Origin of the sequence: Legionella santicrucis (assembly GCF_001468135.1) — a bacterium.
GTDB classification, from domain to species: domain Bacteria; phylum Pseudomonadota; class Gammaproteobacteria; order Legionellales; family Legionellaceae; genus Legionella; species Legionella santicrucis.
Map to the genome: position 1 here is coordinate 427014 of NZ_LNYU01000091.1, position 16864 is coordinate 443877.

Genomic DNA, 16864 nt, shown 5'->3' on the forward strand with positions numbered 1-16864 from the left:
GTCAACAAATTGACCAAACTCACCGTTAACTGCGTCCCATCTGTTTTTGTGACCAAAACCGATTGTTACGTCAGGATCAAATCCTGGAGTAAATGTGGTGTTATTCCAGCTTGTATCTAGGTGATACCAAGTTAAGGTAATATCATTTCCAGTGTTGAAGTGATAAGAACCTTCGATTTGAAAACCCCAGTTCCATTGAGCATCTAAATCAGTATTAATAGAAGCACCAGCTATAACAGGGTTTGCTTCTATACCCAGTGAAACGTTATTATCGGTCATTGTTTGTAAGACCAGAGCTTGTCCACCAACATTCCATGCACTGCTTGGGCAAGGAACAGTTACATTACCTGGGGTGCAAACTGGTCCCATGGTGCCAGCGAATACTGCACTGCTACCTAAAGCAAGAACAGCTAACGCTGTTTTTTTCAAATTTAACATGCTTATCTCCACTTTTTATTATTATTTCCGTTCGTTACCAATTTAAATTGTTAGCAACGGTACGCATATTCGCTCTATACCGAGAGCGTACCTTGCTCAATTATCTTACCGGACCTTTATAAAGTCAACAGTATTAATTAAATTTCTTAAAATGATAGCGAATTAAATGTTACCTATATACTTCAAGCCAAAGTAAGGACCTGCAGCAGCAAAGTCAGTAGCTGTAGTTTGTAATACAGTTGTGTTTAATGCATGAATGTAGTCAAACCACATGTAACCAGCATCCAGTATTAAATCACCTTGTGCCAATGGATAGTCATAGCTAGCGCCTAACTTAGCTTCTAATTCAGGAACAACTGTTGTTCTGCTTCCACCGATGTTTAAGTCAAATACTTCACCACCAGCACTTGTAAAGACATCAAGGTCGTATCCATGCTTAGCACTACCAACCAATACAGCAGCAGCTGCTTTAGCATAAATTCCGAAACCGTTACCGAATACATAGTTCATGTCGATACCAGTACGTGGACCGAAGCCATTGTATTGAGTATTTCCATTGAATCGAGCAAGGAAATCATCAGCATCAGCATCTACGTCAGCAGCAAATGCATGAACGCTTCTCTTAATGCTTGCGAATTGGAAACCACCATGGAAACGGATTTTCTTGTTAGCGCTGACATCAACAAATTGACCAAACTCACCGTTAACTGCGTCCCATCTGTTTTTGTGACCAAAACCAATTAGTAAGTCAGGATCAAAACCTGGAGTAAATGTGGTGTTATTCCAACTTGTATCTAGATGATACCAAGTTAGGGTAATATCATTTCCAGTGTTGAAGTGATAAGAACCTTCGATTTGAAAACCCCAGTTCCATTGAGCATCTAAATCAGTATTAATAGAAGCACCAGCTATAACAGGGTTCGTTTCTATACCCAGTGAAACATCTGTATCGGTCATTGTTTGTAAGACCAAAGCTTGTCCACCTACATTCCATCCAGTGCTTGGACAAGGAACAGTTACATTACCTGGGGAGCAAACTGGTCCCATAGTACCTGCGAAAAGGGTACTGCTGCCTAAAGCTAAAATTGCCAAAGTTGTTTTTTTTAAACTTAACATGCTTATGTCTCCGCATAAATTATTATTGTATTTCTATATTCATTGATAACTCTCTACTAGGAGTTGTCATTAGCATGCCTTCGTCGCTTCAGGTCGATGCATGCAACAGTGTTGAGTATTAGCAGTGGAGTGAAATATGTCAAGAAAAATTATTAAAAAAAATAATAATTTTCAAGTAGATATGTTTTTTTTGAGCATCGAATATTTTTTTTGCTCAAAATGAAAAAAATTAATATTTTACAGACAAATTAGTTGGTCATCAGTACAAATAGGAATAAATACTATCATTCTGCATCTTGAATGGTATTTCGTGTTATCCTTAGTTATCTGCAAAATTACGAGATTTTTATGGTACAGACGTTATGTATTAACCGTCCTGACGATTGGCATGTCCATCTCAGAGATAATGAACTATTACAACATACTGTAACAGGCAGTGCTGAGCATTTCGCACGCGCATTAATTATGCCAAATCTTAAACCAGCGCTTACCTCCTTGTCGTCAATTAATGATTATAGAGCCAGAATTCTTGCCGCCTTACCTAAAGACAGCACATTTGAGCCTTATATGACTTTTTATTTGAACGATTCTGTAAGCGCCGAAGATTTAAATAAAGCAGCGCATATACCTTATATTTTAGGAGCCAAGCTTTACCCCGCTGGAGCTACAACAAATTCTGAAGCCGGAGCAAAATCACTTACTGAACTTTACCCTCTTTTTGAAGTATTACAAAGTAATAACTTAGTGCTGCAAATTCATGGAGAAGTAACTCATGGCGATATATTTGCGCGAGAATCTTTATTTATAGATGAATATTTAAAACCTATAGTCAGCAATTTCCCTAAACTAAGAATAGTATTTGAACATATCTCTACTCAAACTGCTGTAGAATATGTGCTGCAAGCACCAAAAACAGTATCGGCTACCATTACGCCACATCATTTATTATATAATCGTAATAAATTACTTGTAGGTGGACTTAGGCCACATTATTATTGCTTGCCCATTTTAAAGCATGAAAAGGATCAAAAGGCTTTACAGATTGCTGCTTGTAGTGGAAACCCTAAATTTTTTGCTGGCACAGATAGCGCACCCCATAGTGTAAACACGAAAGAGAATGCTTGCGGATGTGCTGGAATTTACTCTGCTCCATATGCCTTAGCTTTATATGCGCAAGTGTTTGATGAATTAAATCAATTAAAGCAATTGAATCACTTTTTAAGTCATTTTGGCGCTGAATTTTACCAATTACCTATTAATCAGCAACAAATTGAATTAGTTAAATCACCACAAATAGTACCCGACTATTTACCTTTAGGCTTATGTCAAGTTGTTCCTATAGCAGCTGGAGAAACGATTCAATGGAGTATCCATGAATCATAATCCTTTATTTAGCATGCATATAAAAGAACGATTCCGCGGCTTTTTACCTGTAGTTGTTGATATTGAAACTGCCGGTGTTGATCCACAAAAAAATGCATTATTGGAAATATGTATCGTACTCATTCTAATGGATGATCAAGGTAAACTTTATCGAGGAAAAAGCCATTTTGAGCATATTTTGCCTTTTCCTGGTTCAGAGCTCGATCAAAAATCACTTGAATTTAATCAAATTGATCCCTTTCAACCATTACGCTTTGCAATAGATGAAAAAGCTGCTCTAGAAAATTTATTCCATCCGATTTTTGCCGCAATCAAAAAATTTCAGTGCCAACGTGCTGTTTTAGTAGGTCACAATGCATGGTTCGATTTATTGTTTATAAAGGAAGCCATAAAGAGGACAGGGGTTAAATCTCCATTTCATGCGTTTACTTGCTTTGATACAGCAACTTTAGGAGGTTTTATTTATGGGCAAACCGTATTAGCTAAAGCAGCCCAGGCAGCCGGAATTTCTTTTGATGCAGAAGAAGCTCATTCAGCAATTTATGATGCAGAGAAAACAGCAGATCTATTTTGTCATATGACAAACATGTGGCAGACAAGGACAAAAAATAGACAGCCCGAGTAAACCAAAAGGCAACTCAGGCTACAAATTTTATAATGACTCAGAATGCTCGGATAAATATGCGGCAACACCCTCTGTAGAAGCGGTCATGCCTGCTTTTCCTTTTTGCCAGCCAGCAGGACAAACTTCACCGTTTTCTTCAAAGTGCTGTACTGCATCAATGATTCTTAGAATTTCATCTATGTTGCGGCCAATAGGTAAGTCATTGACGATTTGTGAGCGAACTATACCATTGGTATCAATAATAAATGCTCCACGGAAAGAAACACCTGCAGCAGGATGTTCCACGCCATAAGACTGACAAATACTATGAGTTATGTCTGCAGCCATAGTATAGCGAACAGAACCAATACCCCCTTTGTTCACTGGAGTATTTCTATATGCATTATGAGTAAAGTGTGAATCAATAGAAACAGTAACCACCTCGACATTACGGCTTTTAAATTCATCGATGCGATGATCTAAAGCAATCAACTCAGAAGGACATACAAAGGTAAAATCCAAAGGATAAAAAAACACAAGACCATATTTACCTTTCAAATGCTCGTGTAAATTAAATTTATCCACGATTTCACCATTTGCCAAAATAGCAGCTACAGTAAAATCAGGGGCTTTTCTTCCCACTAATACACTCATTCTATGATCTCCATTAATTATAATTATGTATGCCTCTTAGAGCTTGTTGACCATTCTAATATCTTAGCAAAATGAGACGCCGACATTCGCATGCTTTATATATAAGCAATGCGTTGAGACTCTAAGCCACATCATTTTGGCTCAATCTAATGAATTGTCAATTAATCTATGTTACGCAGCAATTGCATCACGCAGCATGGTTTCTAATTCACCTTGTTGAAATAACTCGGCAATAATGTCAGAACCACCTATCAATTCTCCTTTTATATAAAGCTGTGGAAAGGTAGGCCAATCAGAGAACTGAGGTAACGTTTGGCGAATATCAGGATTTGCAAGCACATCTACATACGCAAAATCGACGCCGCACGCCTCAATACATTGGACTGCGCGTGCAGAAAATCCACATTGTGGCATCTTCGGTGTACCTTTCATATAAAGCAAAATAGCGTTTTCTGTTATTTGCTTTTTAATTTTTTCTAAAGTATCCACTCACACACCTTATAAGTAATAAATTTAATGACGGTCATTATTGCGAAAACCTGTCAAGCTCGCAAGCAATAATATTTTGGCACGTTAGCTTAACAGATTTTTGATCAAAAGCCAACCAACACCCCATTTGATCAAATAGCAAATAAATTATCCAAGTATAGTTCAATTACAGTAACTCTTTGTAGGCGATTGCAAACGCTTTTTTCTTAATTAGGGATAATCTTCATTGAATATCACCATCTACCTGCTACACTTAGCGCAGAATAATAAATTAGGAGATTAGGATGACCTTTACACTACCTGAATTACCTTACGCAAAAAATGCGTTAGAACCACATATTTCTAGTGAAACTCTTGAGTACCATTATGGTAAACATCATCAAGCCTACGTGACGAACTTAAATAAACTAATTCCAGGTACTGAATTTGAATCCATGAAATTAGAAGACATCATTAAAAAATCAAAAGGAGGGATATTTAATAATGCAGCACAAGTATGGAATCATACTTTTTATTGGCACTGCCTAAGCCCAAATGGTGGTGGTGAACCCCAAGGAAAACTTGCTGAAGCAATTAATAAATATTTTGGATCTTTTGATTCATTTAAAGAAAAATTTACACAAACCGCCATTACAACTTTTGGCTCAGGTTGGGCATGGCTTGTTCAAGACAGCACTGGCGAATTAAAAATAACCAGTACCAGTAATGCAGGCACACCAATGACCGAAGGGTTAACTGCACTATTGACCTGCGATGTGTGGGAACACGCTTACTATATTGATTACCGTAATGCTCGACCAGATTATGTGACTGCATTTTGGAATTTAGTGAACTGGGATTTTGTAGCTGACAATATGAAATAGTATCCTTTTTTCACTGTTATAAAAAAAGAACAGTTGATGGTGTCAACGAATAGATTATCTAGAAATTAGAGCAAAATTTGTTGCCATAGTCCCTCCACTTTCCTGCTATTGACTTAAGAAATCTATTCTTAAGTCAATAGCAGTGTTCCTCAGCCCAAACGGTTCGTAGTAAAATCACGTTCTCTGATACGAAACTCATAATATAATCTCTTTTCATAGAAACATATCGCCTATAGAATTTTTATTCCCATATAGCGCAGGAAAGAAAGTTGTGGCTATAATGTGAGCTATCATTATCTCTTCCATAAAAATAAGAAATAATATATTTAAAATGGAAATCCTTAAGTTTTAAAGGAAAACATTATGGCTTTAATCACAAGTTACAATCCCATGCCAATAACGTTCACACATGGAGAAGGAGTTTGGTTGTATGATGAACAAGGAAAGGCCTATCTTGATGGCCTAAGCGGGATAGCCGTTTGTGGGTTAGGACATGCTCATCCTGATGTCACAAAAACAATACAACAACAAGCAGCTAGGCTGATTCACACCTCGAATACCTTTCACATTAAACAACAAGAATTACTTGCAGAAAAACTCACAACCATGACAGGCATGGAGCAGGTTTTTTTCGCCAATTCAGGTGCAGAAGTGAATGAAGCAGCAATTAAATTAACCCGCCTTTTTGGTCACAAAAAAGGAATTGAAACACCATCAATCATTGTTATGGAAAAAGCCTTTCATGGTCGCACCATGGCGACATTAACTGCATCGGGAAGTCGTAAAGTACAAGCGGGATTTGAACCCTTGGTCCCTGGCTTCATTCGTGCTCCTTTTAATGACTTAGACGCCATTCATACTATTGCAGCGAACAGGGAAGATGTCGTCGCTGTGATGCTTGAACCGATACAAGGCGAAGGCGGCATCCATGCAGCAGAGGAAAGTTATCTTCGTTCTGTTGCCAAACTTTGTGAGCAACATGATTGGATGCTTATTTTAGATGAAATCCAAACTGGAAATGGCCGCACTGGAAAATTATTTGCCTGTATGCATTATGATATTCAGCCTGATGTTCTTACTACAGCCAAAGGTTTAGGAAATGGTGTTCCAATCGGAGCTTGTCTCATCAGTAAAAGAGCAAAGGATTTATTTAAACCCGGGAATCATGGTTCAACCTTTGGTGGCAATCCTTTAGCCTGTGCGACAGCTTTAACTGTACTAGAAATCATAGAGCGCGATAAAATTTGCGAAAAAGTCACAAAAAACAGCGCGCTATTAATGGAACAGTTAATCAAAAATCTTGGTGAACATCCGAATGTTAAAGCAATTCGCGGTAAAGGATATATGATTGGTATTGAACTGGATCGACCCGCCAATGATATGCGTTTGCAAGGACTTGCTAATGGAATACTCTTTAATATCACTGCAGATACTGTTGTACGACTATTACCACCATTGATCATTAATGAAGATGAAATTAATGAATTAGTCAATCGATTAACCTTAACGATTAATCAATTTACTCAATTATAAAAGAGCTCATACAGAATCACTATGCGCAAAATGAACACTATGGATACATTAATAGACAACGTAGATAATGCTTTGCGTACTCTATTTCCTCCCGCTCAGCGTATAGGGTCTCGTCATTCGCCCGCCAAAGATCTTCCTGAAACCCCGCTTTCCCTCCAAGAAAAAAAACATATTTCGGGATTAATGCGCGTCAATCACGCTGGAGAAGTTTGTGCGCAAGCACTTTACCAAGGTCAAGCCTTAACAGCACAATTAACCCATATTAAAAAGCAGATGAGTGATGCAGCGGCTGAAGAAATTGATCATTTAGCCTGGTGTGAAGAACGACTGGCTGAATTGGGCTCCAAAACGAGCCTACTTAATCCTTTATGGTATAGTGGTTCTCTTATGTTAGGAGCTCTTGCTGGATTAGCTGGAGATAGAATTAGCTTGGGATTTGTGATGGAGACAGAGCGACAAGTCTCTGCCCATTTGCATCAACATTTACAAAAACTGCCAGCAAAAGATAAAAAATCACATTCCTTGTTAACTAAAATGAAAGAAGATGAAGAGCAGCACGCAACTCTTGCCATGGAGTCTGGTGCTATAGAGTTACCTTATGTCATCAAGCTCTTAATGCATATTGTGTCTAAATTAATGACCAAAAGTAGTTATTATATATAGTATTCTAAGGAATAGTTTTAGTATGGACTCAACCTTTTTATTTACATTTTTTGTAATCATGGTTGCCTATGCTTTTGATTTCATTAATGGTTTCCATGATGCAGCAAATTCTATAGCTACGATCGTCACTACCAAGGTTTTGACTCCCAAGCAAGCCGTAATATGGGCTGCATTTTTCAATTTTATTGCTTTTTTAGTTTTTAATCTCACGGTGGCAAAAACTATTGGGAGCGGCTTAATCGACGCCCATATTGTTGATGCACATTTTATTTTAGCCGCATTAATCGGCGCTATATTCTGGAATCTTGTGACTTGGTATTACGGACTTCCATCAAGTTCTTCGCATGCCCTTATTGGTGGGCTAGCGGGTGCCGCAATAGCCAAGGGAGGTTTTTCATCGCTAAAAATGACTGGTTTTGCCAAAGTAATCGGCGGAATTTTTGTGTCACCTGCTCTTGGATTAGTTGTTGCATTATTTATTACTTATTTTTTTTATAAGTTTTCGAAAAATTCAAAACAAACCCATTTCAAGTTCTTTAAAGGCTTCCAATTATGCTCCTCTGCGTTACTTAGCCTAACCCATGGAAGTAATGATGGCCAAAAGACTATGGGGATTATCTCTATATTACTTTTTTCAGCAGCTTGGATCGAAGGGCCTTTTTATGTCCCATGTTGGGTGGTCATTTCATGTCAAGCTGCAATAAGTCTTGGAACCCTTGCGGGAGGCTGGCGCATTGTGCATACAATGGGAACCCAAATAACAAAACTCGACACCATAAAGGGTTGTGCAGCCGAAACTGGAGCAGCAATTTCTCTTTTTATTGCAACACAATCAGGTATTCCTGTTTCCACTACCCATACTGTAACTGGAGCAATTGCTGGGGTCGGATTATCTAATGGACTTTCTGGTCCCCATTGGCGCGTCATCAGAAGAATTTTCTTTTCTTGGCTCATTACAATTCCTGCCGCAGCAATCATTTCTGCTGCATTGATATTAAGCAACATTTAAACCATCATTTAGAGCAAAAATCGCTACTTAAAGTAATTGGATGTGAAAAACATACCCCCTTACATCTTTGTAGATCAAGATAATAAATCGGCTAGAATTAATATTGATGTTCGTGATTAAATGATAGACAAAGAAAAAAGGAGGGATGTCAAAAATTTTTCAAGCCATCTAGGGAGCCTCTAGTGGCTATTTCTTAATTTTAATTTTTGATAGTTGACTGTTTTTGTAGGCGAAAGAAAAGTAAACCACCAAACCAATTACCATCCAAATAACAAAACGCATTAAAGTAATAAAAGGTAAATTTATCATCAGATAAAAGCAACTAATCATTCCTAAAATAGGTACATAGGGCATACCTGGTACCTTGAACGGTCGATACAGTTCGGGTCGTTTGTAGTGTAAATATAAAACACCAGCACATACCATAAAAAATGCAAATAAGGTGCCGATATTTACCAACTCTGTGAGATCATGCATCGAAACAAATGCAGCAAATAAACTCATTAAAATACCGCTTAATAAAATTACGCGGATAGGAGTATGCGTGTATGAATTTGTTTGAGAGAAAATCTTAGGCAATAATCCATCCCGAGACATAGCTAACATAATTCGCGTTAAACCATAAAACAAAACCAGCATTACGGTAGTTAAGCCGGCTATCGCTCCCACACTAATAAGACTAGCAATTGATTTATAACCCAAAACTAATAAAACATGGCTGATTGGAGATGCAACATTTAGCGTGCTGTAATGTGCAATACCCGTCAACAAACCTGAAACAATTATATATAAAACGGTGCAAATAAATAACGATCCAATTATTCCAATAGGCAAATCACGTTGAGGGTTAATCGCCTCTTCGGCTGCAGTTGATACCGCATCAAATCCAATATAAGCAAAAAAGATCAAGGATGCTCCCTTAACAACTCCTTCCCAACCATAAGGAAAAAAAGGCGACCAGTTTGAAGGATCAACCTCTCCAAGGGCAATCACAATAAAAATCAAAATGACTAAAAGCTTGGTAATTACCATAATGTTATTAACCCGAATACTGGATTTAACACCCCAAGTTAATAAAACCATCAAGATAACAATTATGGCACATGCAAGTAGGTTGAAAAAACCTCCGTTTTCTGGTCCATGTAAGAATGCAGCGGGAATGTGTATTTTTAGAGCTAAAAAGAAATCATTAGCATAACTACTCCATCCAACAGACACTGCAGAAACTGAAATGGTATATTCAAACAATAAGTCCCAACCAACAATCCAGGCAACAATCTCTCCAAAACCTGCGTAAGCATATCCATACGCACTACCACAACCACCCAGAGATGCGGCTAATTCAGCATAGGATAATGCGGAAAAAATACACGCAAGTCCGGCTAAGACATATGAAAAAATCACTGCAGGACCGGCGTCTGTTGCGGCAACTATTCCGGTTAAAACAAATATCCCCGCACCAATTATAGCGCCAATACCTAAAAGGGTAAGATCGAATGCAGTAAGACATTTAACAAGAGAAGATCCTTCTTCAAATGATTCACCCATCTCTTTTTTACGAAACAAGTCCATGTTAGTATGCTCTTATTTTTATAGTTAAACTTAATAAGCAAGAACTCTGCAAATTCAATATGAGACAAATTCGATCACACTTAAACTGTGGTATTATCTCCTCTAGGTTATAAGTGAATGAATAAATTGACTGTACGTAATTTCATTATAGGGCTATTAATCGTATTTTCTTTAAATGCTTTTAGTAAGCCGTCAACAATTTCTAATTCTTCGTCTAATAATAGTATAGACAAGAACTTAAATATTAATACAATCAAAATACCTTCGAATGACCAGACCTCAAAAAAAACAGAGTTAGTCACTGAAGAACCAAAAGGATGTAAGTATTGGCTTCCCTTATTCAAGCCTCTTTGTCATCGGCTGCATCAGGTATGGAGGGAGGGGCATACAGATCTTTACCTTTCAGGCTATGCGTGGCACAACAGGTTCACTTATTCTCCTGAACGAATACGAGAAAAAAAATATAACGAACTCGCCTGGGGTGGCGGACTAGGTAAAGGTTTTTTTGATGAAAAAGGGAATTGGCATGGGCTTTATGCCTTTGCATTTCTAGATTCTCATCGTAATGTTGAGCCCACTGCGGGATATGCATATTTGAAAGTAGTAAATGTCACTAAAGAATTTAAAGCGGGTTTAGGATTTTCTGTCCTGGTGACAGCACGCCCTGATATCTTCCATAATATACCTTTTCCAGGGGCAGTACCTTGGGCTGGAATATTTTATAAAAAACTTTCACTTAAAGCCGCTTATATTCCAGGTTCCTCAACCAATGGGAATGTTTTGTATCTAGTGGGAACATATTCTTTTGATAAATAATTAAATCGGCTTCTTTACGCAAAGATGGCGTTTTTAATTATCTCCCTGATTTTTTTAACAGATTGTGCTATGTTTTAATTATACTTACTCGTTCTATTTTTAAAATGAAACCATTTATTGAACAAGCGCAATTTTATGCTGCCTATCACCATAATATAAAAACACGTTATACTCATTTGGCAGGTGTACCAATTCTCATTTTATCGATAATGATTTTCTTGGGATTTATCAAAATAATTATGCCTGGTGTTTTTGCAACAAATCTTGCATTTCTCGCTACATTAGGCGCCCTAGTTTATTATTTTCGTTTAAATTGGCAACTGGCTTTAGCACTTACACCCATTCTGCTTATTCTGTTATTGATTGCAAATTGGTATAGCCAAGATGGGCCAACACCCTTTGGCGTTTGGTTTTTTATTATCTTTTTTATCATAGGGTTAGGGTTACAATTATATGGCCATTATTTGGAGGGTAAAAGACCCGCTTTTATGGATAATTTTAGCCAAGCATTAATCGCACCTTTATGTCTCGTTGCAGAACTTTTTTTTATGGCAGGCTATATGCAGTCGTTAAAAGAACAAATACATGGTTCTGAAGAAAAAGTTCTTTAGAGTTATATCTTTATATACTTGATGGACGGATCAACGACTAATAGTGTTGAAAATAGGCGTTCGAAGATAAACGGAAAATACGGCGCGTTTATCTTCTTATCAGCTCGTTTCTTTAAGAGTGTGTTTCTTAAATAAAGTGGACTTTCATATAAAATGTAATAGTAAATCGGCAAAGTAAATGCCATATATTTTTCCCAAAATAATTCATTTCCTACCCAATAATTACAATAAGCGGTGTTACTTACATCATTTTTAATAGAGAATAAATCAATATCGTATTTAAGTTGCATTAAAATATTTTGTGTTAGTGCAGTTATCTCGGAATGATGAAGATCTCCTTGTGTCCATACACTATGATGAATTGTTTCTCGTGGAAAAGGATTAACAAAATAAACATCATATCCAGGATTGCTTTTAATAAAATCAAAAAATTGATTTCCGCTAAGTGTCGTTTTTCGTTTAAATTTCCAGGATACTGCTCCTACACATCCATATTGCTTATGAACAGAAGCATCAAAAATTTTTTTAAATACTCCATATTCACAAAGCATTGGTGCAAATGAATCTGAATTATCATAAGGAATAAATGAATCTTCTAAGCAATAGCGTTGTTTTTTTTTATAAAAAATTTGATATATAGCAACAGAGGATTCGCCATTAAAATTGTTTCCATCATCGTTCAATTTAGGATTTTTGAAAGCAGGAAGATTTGAAACAAGAGATAGCTCATAACCATGCTTCGCTACGTGAAACTGCCACCCCCTGTTATCTACAACTAATGGAAGTCGATCCTGAATTACCGAAACCTTTAAAAAGGGGAAACCCTCGTCTAATAATGTTCGCCAGTGAAATAAGGTCGGATCGTACATTGTTTTTGAAGGAAAAATTACTTCACAATGCACGCCCCCATGTTCTAAACGATGTGTAAGCTGAGTTTCGTAATTTACAATTGCGTTGTTCTTGTTTTTATAAGGCACGATGCTACGGACAAATTTTTGAAAAATTTGAGAGGATAGCGCTGGGGCTTTCAGTACTAAAAAATAGCTTTGAAAATGCCGCGGTGAACGATACTCATTAAAATTGTCAGTCAATCCAATAAAGCCCGCTGAGGACTGACGAATTCGCTCAATCAATTTCTGAAACAAATCATTATTAGTTGGACCAATGATGCTATCATTTAACAAATAGAGCATTTTTACATTATAAAGTTGTGGATACTCATAAAAAATATGAGCCCAAGCTGCAAAATCAAATCCCGAATTTTGTCGAACAAATACCCCATTAGTTTCTCGAATAATATCCGCATGAATATCAATATTTGGTTGATTCGCAGCAACAATTAAAATGATGGCTATTTTTTGTTTTCTTAAAGAACGGAGATAATATTGAACATGGGGTTTTATTATACCATGCGGCGCAAAGGTAACAAAAAGCGCTATTTCATCGCTATAAATAAAAGGTTTTAGGCAGATAAGGGAAGCCTTTTTCACCTTAGATTTTAAAAATAATGTCATGATCCATTTTACGGCACATTATGGCCTGTCCTAGAATGATAAATGATTTTGTTACGTTTTAGTAGAGCAATTGATATGAGCTAAAAGAGTTTAAATAAGTACTGATGAGAGGGGACTTCAAGGAAATGCCCCTCTCAACGTGCTCTAAACAGTATAATATTTATTACTCCGTTCATTCAAAAAAGGTTCCTCAGAGCCATTTCGAATGTTAGTAACAGCAATTTTAAGATTGGTAACTATTTCATTTTGGTTGATATGCTCGTCTTTATAACTCAGGACTTCAGCAAAAGGTTGCTTATGATTGGCATAAAAGCAATTAAATGCCTCTAATGCCTTCTCAACATCTGCCTCTATAAGTCCGGTACAATCATGGTAATAAGTTGAAAAAGAAAAGTTTTCACCCAAATGGTTTGATTTCTGTTGACGTTCACAATGAGTATCTGCTTGAACATTTATAGGTAATGTTGCAACAATGCTTGGTTTTGCATTTAAATAGGCTCTGCACCCACCGCCGGCTTGCGGTACGCGCCAGTTCATATAAGTAAACATCAATTTTATATACATATCACTTCTCCATTATTAGTGGTTGTATTGTCTGCATGATACTTAATTCTGCTCTCCTTTATCAATTACAGAATGTATTACATGAAAAAAATGGTATTTTTTATTATGCAACTCGTTGCCAGTAAATGCCAATGACTTTGTTTGCGTGGCTCAAAAATAGATCCTTACAAGACGTTTATGTTGCCAAGCTTTAAAATTCATGTACTTAATTTAATTCAATACCAAATAAATATCCCTAAAGAAAGGCTGGAGCCTCCCTAAGACAGAAATATAAATTACCAATTGGTCAGATTATAATGAAGCATTGCGTCGCAGTGGCAGAAAACCAAGAAAGACGATCGTCGAAATTATTCCGAACTTGGGGTTCAGAAATACCAAAAAATATTGGGAAATAAAAGATGTACTTGCTTACGCAAATTGAGCCATCCTGATTTTAAAACAATAATGAATCTTTTGATTTCGTTTAAAATCCTGGTCAATAGTTTGAGCACTAATATCCTGTATGGAATATTTTTCTTCAAGTGTATGATCTAATTTAAATTGACGCAAATTGGTTGAAAAATACAAAACGCCATCAGGATTTAATAAACGCATCGCTGCATTCACCAGCGAGACATGATCTCTTTGAATGTCCAAGACATCATTCATTCGCTTTGAATTGGAAAAGCTAGGTGGATCTAAAAAGATTACATCGAAACGATCTCGAGTCATTCTCATCCACTCACGGCAATCAAATTGCACAAACTGATGTTTGGATAAATCAAGATGATTTAATTTGAAGTTTTCTTCCGCCCAACTTAAATAAGTATGAGATAGATCGACATTAGTTGTTAAAGCTCCGGCTAAAGCAGCATGAATACTAGCGCTCGCTGTATAACAAAAGCAATTAAGAAAACGAGTTCCAGGTTGCAATTTGGCAAAACTTAAGCGAAGCAATCGATGGTCTAAAAATAAACCCGTGTCTAAGTAGTCATACAAATTAACCAATAGCTTCGCTTGTCCCTCAGTAACAACCATAGTTTTTCGACTCTGGTTTAGCTTTTGGTATTGTGAGCTTCCTTTTTGTTGTTTACGTTGTTTGATTACCAATTTTTCAGGAGTTAATCCTAAAGCCTTGGGAACAACTTGCATGACTTCCAGGCTGCGCTTTTCTGCTTTAGATGCAGCTACACTTGCAGGTGCCGCATATTCCTGTAACACCACATAGTCATTATAAAGATCAATAGCATATGCATACTCTGGTAAATCAGCATCGTAGACTCGATAACAAGAAATATTATTTTTTCTTGCCCATTTTTGTAAATGACGATAATTTTTTTCGAGGCGATTTAAAAGCATTTGTGCGTGTTCAGAGACTACTTTGCCCATGGCTCCTTTAAGCTCATTAGCTGCATTTATATTCAAATAATAAAGTTTACACTCCAATGCACCGTTATATAGTGTATATTGTTTATGAGCACGTAATCCTAGAGCCTTGGCCAAAATAGGATTCGACGTCAAAACTCCAGCCTGCCATCCTTGATAACGCTCATGTAAAATTTTACCAAATTGCTGATATAAAGGTACAAGATGCGACACATCACTTAATCGCTCTCCATAAGGTGGATTGCATACGACAATACCCGTTTTCGTTGTGGGATTAATCTCACTCAATGTTTGCACTTTAAAATGCACTAAGGGAGCGACCCCAGCACGTTCGGCATTCGCACGTGCTGCAGCAATCATTTTATGATCGACATCAGTACCTAATAAAGTTGTGGGCAAAACTTTAACTTGTTGCAAAGCTTCTACACGTAATTTTTCCCATAACGAAGTCTGATGTTGTACCCAGTATTGCAGCGATTGATCCTGGCGCAATAAACCAGGAGCAATATGTGCTGCCATCATTGCCGCTTCAATCACTAAAGTACCTGAACCACAAAAGGGATCATGCAATGCATATCCTTTTGCCGCCAACTCTGGCCATTTGACTCGCATAAGCAGGGCTGCAGCGACATTCTCTTTCAAAGGAGCAGTGCCAGCCTTACTGCGATAACCTCTTTGATGCAAACTGTATCCAGTCAAATCAAAACTTACAGTAATCACATCATTTTTTAAGTAAGCATGAATAAGAATTTGTGGTTTTTCTTTATCTACAGATGGACGTGAGCGATTGAGTCGTCGAAAATGATCAACTATCCCATCTTTGACCACTTGCGCCCCAAACATCGTATTACGTATATGCTCTGACGTACCATGAAATTCAATTGCTATAGTCTTATCTTGTGAAAATACCGTCTGCCAATGAAATTGAGTACAAAGCTGGTGCAAGGATTGTTCATTTCCTGCGTATCCACTAAAAAGAATCAACTGCACTCTATTTGCTATTCTTGACCAAAGACATAATTGATATATAGTCAGTAAACTGGCTTCACCATAAACTCCTTGTGGACTTACACGAGTCACCGATAAGCCTAAAGCTTTTAATTCTTCCTCTAATAAATATTCAAGCCCTTTTGGACAGCTAATGAATAAAGAGTATTTCATGCTATAGATGACCTCAAATAGCGAAAAAGAGCCTTACTGGCACCCAAATTCTTTTCTTTCTGTTGCTCATCCGCTGCTTTTTTAATAAGTTGTCTTAAATGCTGAACATCCTCCGGTTGATAAGCTTCTATAAACTCAGTCAGTGCTTCTTTACCTTCGTTGATTAGGCGGTCACGCCAATGCTCGACCTCATGAAATGATGCAGTTACAGCACTATCTTCCTCAAGCATATGTTCATAAGCAGATAAGATTTCTTCGTAATCAGCGGCACGCATCAATTTACCAATCAACTGAGCCTGTCTTCTTTTAGCTCCATGACTTTTAATGGACTTTGCATCAATGATTGCTTTATAGAGATTTTCAGGAAGCGGAAGTAAATTCAGTTTAGCCATACTCAAATCAATAAATTTTACACCCATTTTTTGTAAAAAATCGGCCTCTCGTTTTTTCTGTGATTTACTAACTGGTTCATCCATAGGATTTGTTTTTTATCTAAAATTTACATAATG

General features: G+C 37.2%; 17 protein-coding genes. 8 read left to right on the forward strand and 9 right to left on the reverse strand.

What is annotated here, in order from left to right; all coding sequences use genetic code 11:
• Both Lsan_RS23250 and Lsan_RS19735 read right to left on the reverse strand, forming a co-directional pair.
• On the reverse strand, positions 1–438 hold a 438-nt coding region (locus Lsan_RS23250), incomplete at its 3' end, for an Lpg1974 family pore-forming outer membrane protein (protein ID WP_237762220.1).
• A gap of 162 nt (positions 439–600) precedes the next feature.
• A complete protein-coding gene (locus Lsan_RS19735; protein WP_058515809.1) occupies positions 601–1554 on the reverse strand; it encodes an Lpg1974 family pore-forming outer membrane protein in 954 nt (317 codons plus the stop codon).
• A 348-nt stretch (positions 1555–1902) separates the two neighbouring features.
• Here Lsan_RS19735 and pyrC point away from each other — a divergent pair, with 348 nt between their 5' ends.
• Together pyrC and rnt are read left to right on the forward strand one after the other, a co-directional pair.
• Positions 1903–2937, forward strand: a complete 1035-nt coding sequence (gene pyrC / locus Lsan_RS19740) for a dihydroorotase (RefSeq protein WP_058516090.1) — start codon at positions 1903–1905, stop codon at positions 2935–2937.
• Positions 2927–3562 (forward strand): ribonuclease T, encoded by a 636-nt coding sequence (gene rnt / locus Lsan_RS19745; RefSeq protein WP_058515810.1) that lies wholly within the window; start codon positions 2927–2929, stop codon positions 3560–3562. The genes pyrC and rnt overlap by 11 nt, the downstream gene beginning before the upstream one ends.
• A gap of 27 nt (positions 3563–3589) precedes the next feature.
• Here rnt and Lsan_RS19750 read toward each other — a convergent pair whose 3' ends face one another.
• On the reverse strand, positions 3590–4195 hold the full coding sequence (locus Lsan_RS19750) for a peroxiredoxin (RefSeq protein WP_058515811.1): 606 nt from the start codon (positions 4193–4195) through the stop codon (positions 3590–3592).
• Positions 4196–4366: 171 nt separating this feature from the next.
• Positions 4367–4684 carry a Grx4 family monothiol glutaredoxin gene (gene grxD / locus Lsan_RS19755; protein WP_058515812.1) on the reverse strand — a complete coding sequence of 106 codons (318 nt, stop codon included), beginning with the start codon at positions 4682–4684 and terminating at the stop codon, positions 4367–4369.
• A gap of 284 nt (positions 4685–4968) precedes the next feature.
• Here grxD and sodB point away from each other — a divergent pair, with 284 nt between their 5' ends.
• The 4 genes from sodB (at position 4969) to Lsan_RS19775 (ending at position 8752) form a co-directional block, all read left to right on the forward strand.
• Positions 4969–5547, forward strand: a complete 579-nt coding sequence (gene sodB, locus Lsan_RS19760; RefSeq protein WP_058515813.1) for a superoxide dismutase [Fe] — start codon at positions 4969–4971, stop codon at positions 5545–5547.
• A 363-nt stretch (positions 5548–5910) separates the two neighbouring features.
• Complete coding sequence (locus Lsan_RS19765) at positions 5911–7080, forward strand: aspartate aminotransferase family protein (protein WP_058515814.1); 1170 nt, start codon at positions 5911–5913, stop codon at positions 7078–7080.
• Between the two features lie 30 nt (positions 7081–7110).
• Positions 7111–7743, forward strand: a complete 633-nt coding sequence (gene coq7, locus Lsan_RS19770; RefSeq protein ID WP_475001234.1) for a 2-polyprenyl-3-methyl-6-methoxy-1,4-benzoquinone monooxygenase — start codon at positions 7111–7113, stop codon at positions 7741–7743.
• Between the two features lie 22 nt (positions 7744–7765).
• The gene (locus Lsan_RS19775) at positions 7766–8752 is read left to right on the forward strand and encodes an inorganic phosphate transporter (RefSeq protein WP_058515816.1); all 987 of its coding nucleotides are present in this window, start codon (positions 7766–7768) and stop codon (positions 8750–8752) included.
• Between the two features lie 186 nt (positions 8753–8938).
• Here the strand turns inward: Lsan_RS19775 and Lsan_RS19780 are convergent, their stop codons facing one another.
• Entirely contained in the window at positions 8939–10324 is a 1386-nt protein-coding gene (locus tag Lsan_RS19780; protein WP_058515817.1) for an amino acid permease, read from the reverse strand.
• A gap of 117 nt (positions 10325–10441) precedes the next feature.
• Between Lsan_RS19780 and pagP the strand changes: the two genes are divergently transcribed.
• On the forward strand, positions 10442–11140 hold the full coding sequence (gene pagP, locus Lsan_RS19785; protein WP_058515818.1) for a lipid IV(A) palmitoyltransferase PagP: 699 nt from the start codon (positions 10442–10444) through the stop codon (positions 11138–11140).
• A gap of 104 nt (positions 11141–11244) precedes the next feature.
• A complete protein-coding gene (locus tag Lsan_RS19790; protein ID WP_058516091.1) occupies positions 11245–11751 on the forward strand; it encodes an Mpo1 family 2-hydroxy fatty acid dioxygenase in 507 nt (168 codons plus the stop codon).
• Between the two features lie 2 nt (positions 11752–11753).
• Here the strand turns inward: Lsan_RS19790 and Lsan_RS19795 are convergent, their stop codons facing one another.
• From Lsan_RS19795 to yjgA, 4 genes are all read right to left on the reverse strand, one after another.
• On the reverse strand, positions 11754–13265 hold the full coding sequence (locus Lsan_RS19795) for a rhamnan synthesis F family protein (protein ID WP_058515819.1): 1512 nt from the start codon (positions 13263–13265) through the stop codon (positions 11754–11756).
• Positions 13266–13409: 144 nt separating this feature from the next.
• Positions 13410–13829, reverse strand: coding sequence for a hypothetical protein (locus Lsan_RS19800; RefSeq protein ID WP_058515820.1), 420 nt, complete (start codon positions 13827–13829; stop codon positions 13410–13412).
• Positions 13830–14237: 408 nt separating this feature from the next.
• Positions 14238–16355 carry a bifunctional 23S rRNA (guanine(2069)-N(7))-methyltransferase RlmK/23S rRNA (guanine(2445)-N(2))-methyltransferase RlmL gene (gene rlmKL, locus Lsan_RS19805; protein ID WP_058515821.1) on the reverse strand — a complete coding sequence of 706 codons (2118 nt, stop codon included), beginning with the start codon at positions 16353–16355 and terminating at the stop codon, positions 14238–14240.
• Positions 16352–16831 (reverse strand): ribosome biogenesis factor YjgA, encoded by a 480-nt coding sequence (yjgA, locus tag Lsan_RS19810; RefSeq protein ID WP_058515822.1) that lies wholly within the window; start codon positions 16829–16831, stop codon positions 16352–16354. The genes rlmKL and yjgA overlap by 4 nt, the downstream gene beginning before the upstream one ends.
• Positions 16832–16864 lie beyond the last annotated feature (33 nt).

Bases quoted from the DNA above. Each gene is read 5' to 3' on its own strand.
- Lsan_RS19735 (WP_058515809.1), bottom strand. From the start codon at position 1,554: ATGTTAAGTTTAAAAAAAACAACTTTGGCAATTTTAGCTTTAGGCAGC.
- pyrC (WP_058516090.1), top strand. From the start codon at position 1,903: ATGGTACAGACGTTATGTATTAACCGTCCTGACGATTGGCATGTCCAT.
- rnt (WP_058515810.1), top strand. From the start codon at position 2,927: ATGAATCATAATCCTTTATTTAGCATGCATATAAAAGAACGATTCCGC.
- Lsan_RS19750 (WP_058515811.1), bottom strand. From the start codon at position 4,195: ATGAGTGTATTAGTGGGAAGAAAAGCCCCTGATTTTACTGTAGCTGCT.
- sodB (WP_058515813.1), top strand. From the start codon at position 4,969: ATGACCTTTACACTACCTGAATTACCTTACGCAAAAAATGCGTTAGAA.
- Lsan_RS19765 (WP_058515814.1), top strand. From the start codon at position 5,911: ATGGCTTTAATCACAAGTTACAATCCCATGCCAATAACGTTCACACAT.
- coq7 (WP_475001234.1), top strand. From the start codon at position 7,111: ATGAACACTATGGATACATTAATAGACAACGTAGATAATGCTTTGCGT.
- Lsan_RS19775 (WP_058515816.1), top strand. From the start codon at position 7,766: ATGGACTCAACCTTTTTATTTACATTTTTTGTAATCATGGTTGCCTAT.
- Lsan_RS19780 (WP_058515817.1), bottom strand. From the start codon at position 10,324: ATGGACTTGTTTCGTAAAAAAGAGATGGGTGAATCATTTGAAGAAGGA.
- pagP (WP_058515818.1), top strand. From the start codon at position 10,442: ATGAATAAATTGACTGTACGTAATTTCATTATAGGGCTATTAATCGTA.
- Lsan_RS19790 (WP_058516091.1), top strand. From the start codon at position 11,245: ATGAAACCATTTATTGAACAAGCGCAATTTTATGCTGCCTATCACCAT.
- Lsan_RS19795 (WP_058515819.1), bottom strand. From the start codon at position 13,265: ATGACATTATTTTTAAAATCTAAGGTGAAAAAGGCTTCCCTTATCTGC.
- Lsan_RS19800 (WP_058515820.1), bottom strand. From the start codon at position 13,829: ATGTATATAAAATTGATGTTTACTTATATGAACTGGCGCGTACCGCAA.
- rlmKL (WP_058515821.1), bottom strand. From the start codon at position 16,355: ATGAAATACTCTTTATTCATTAGCTGTCCAAAAGGGCTTGAATATTTA.
- yjgA (WP_058515822.1), bottom strand. From the start codon at position 16,831: ATGGATGAACCAGTTAGTAAATCACAGAAAAAACGAGAGGCCGATTTT.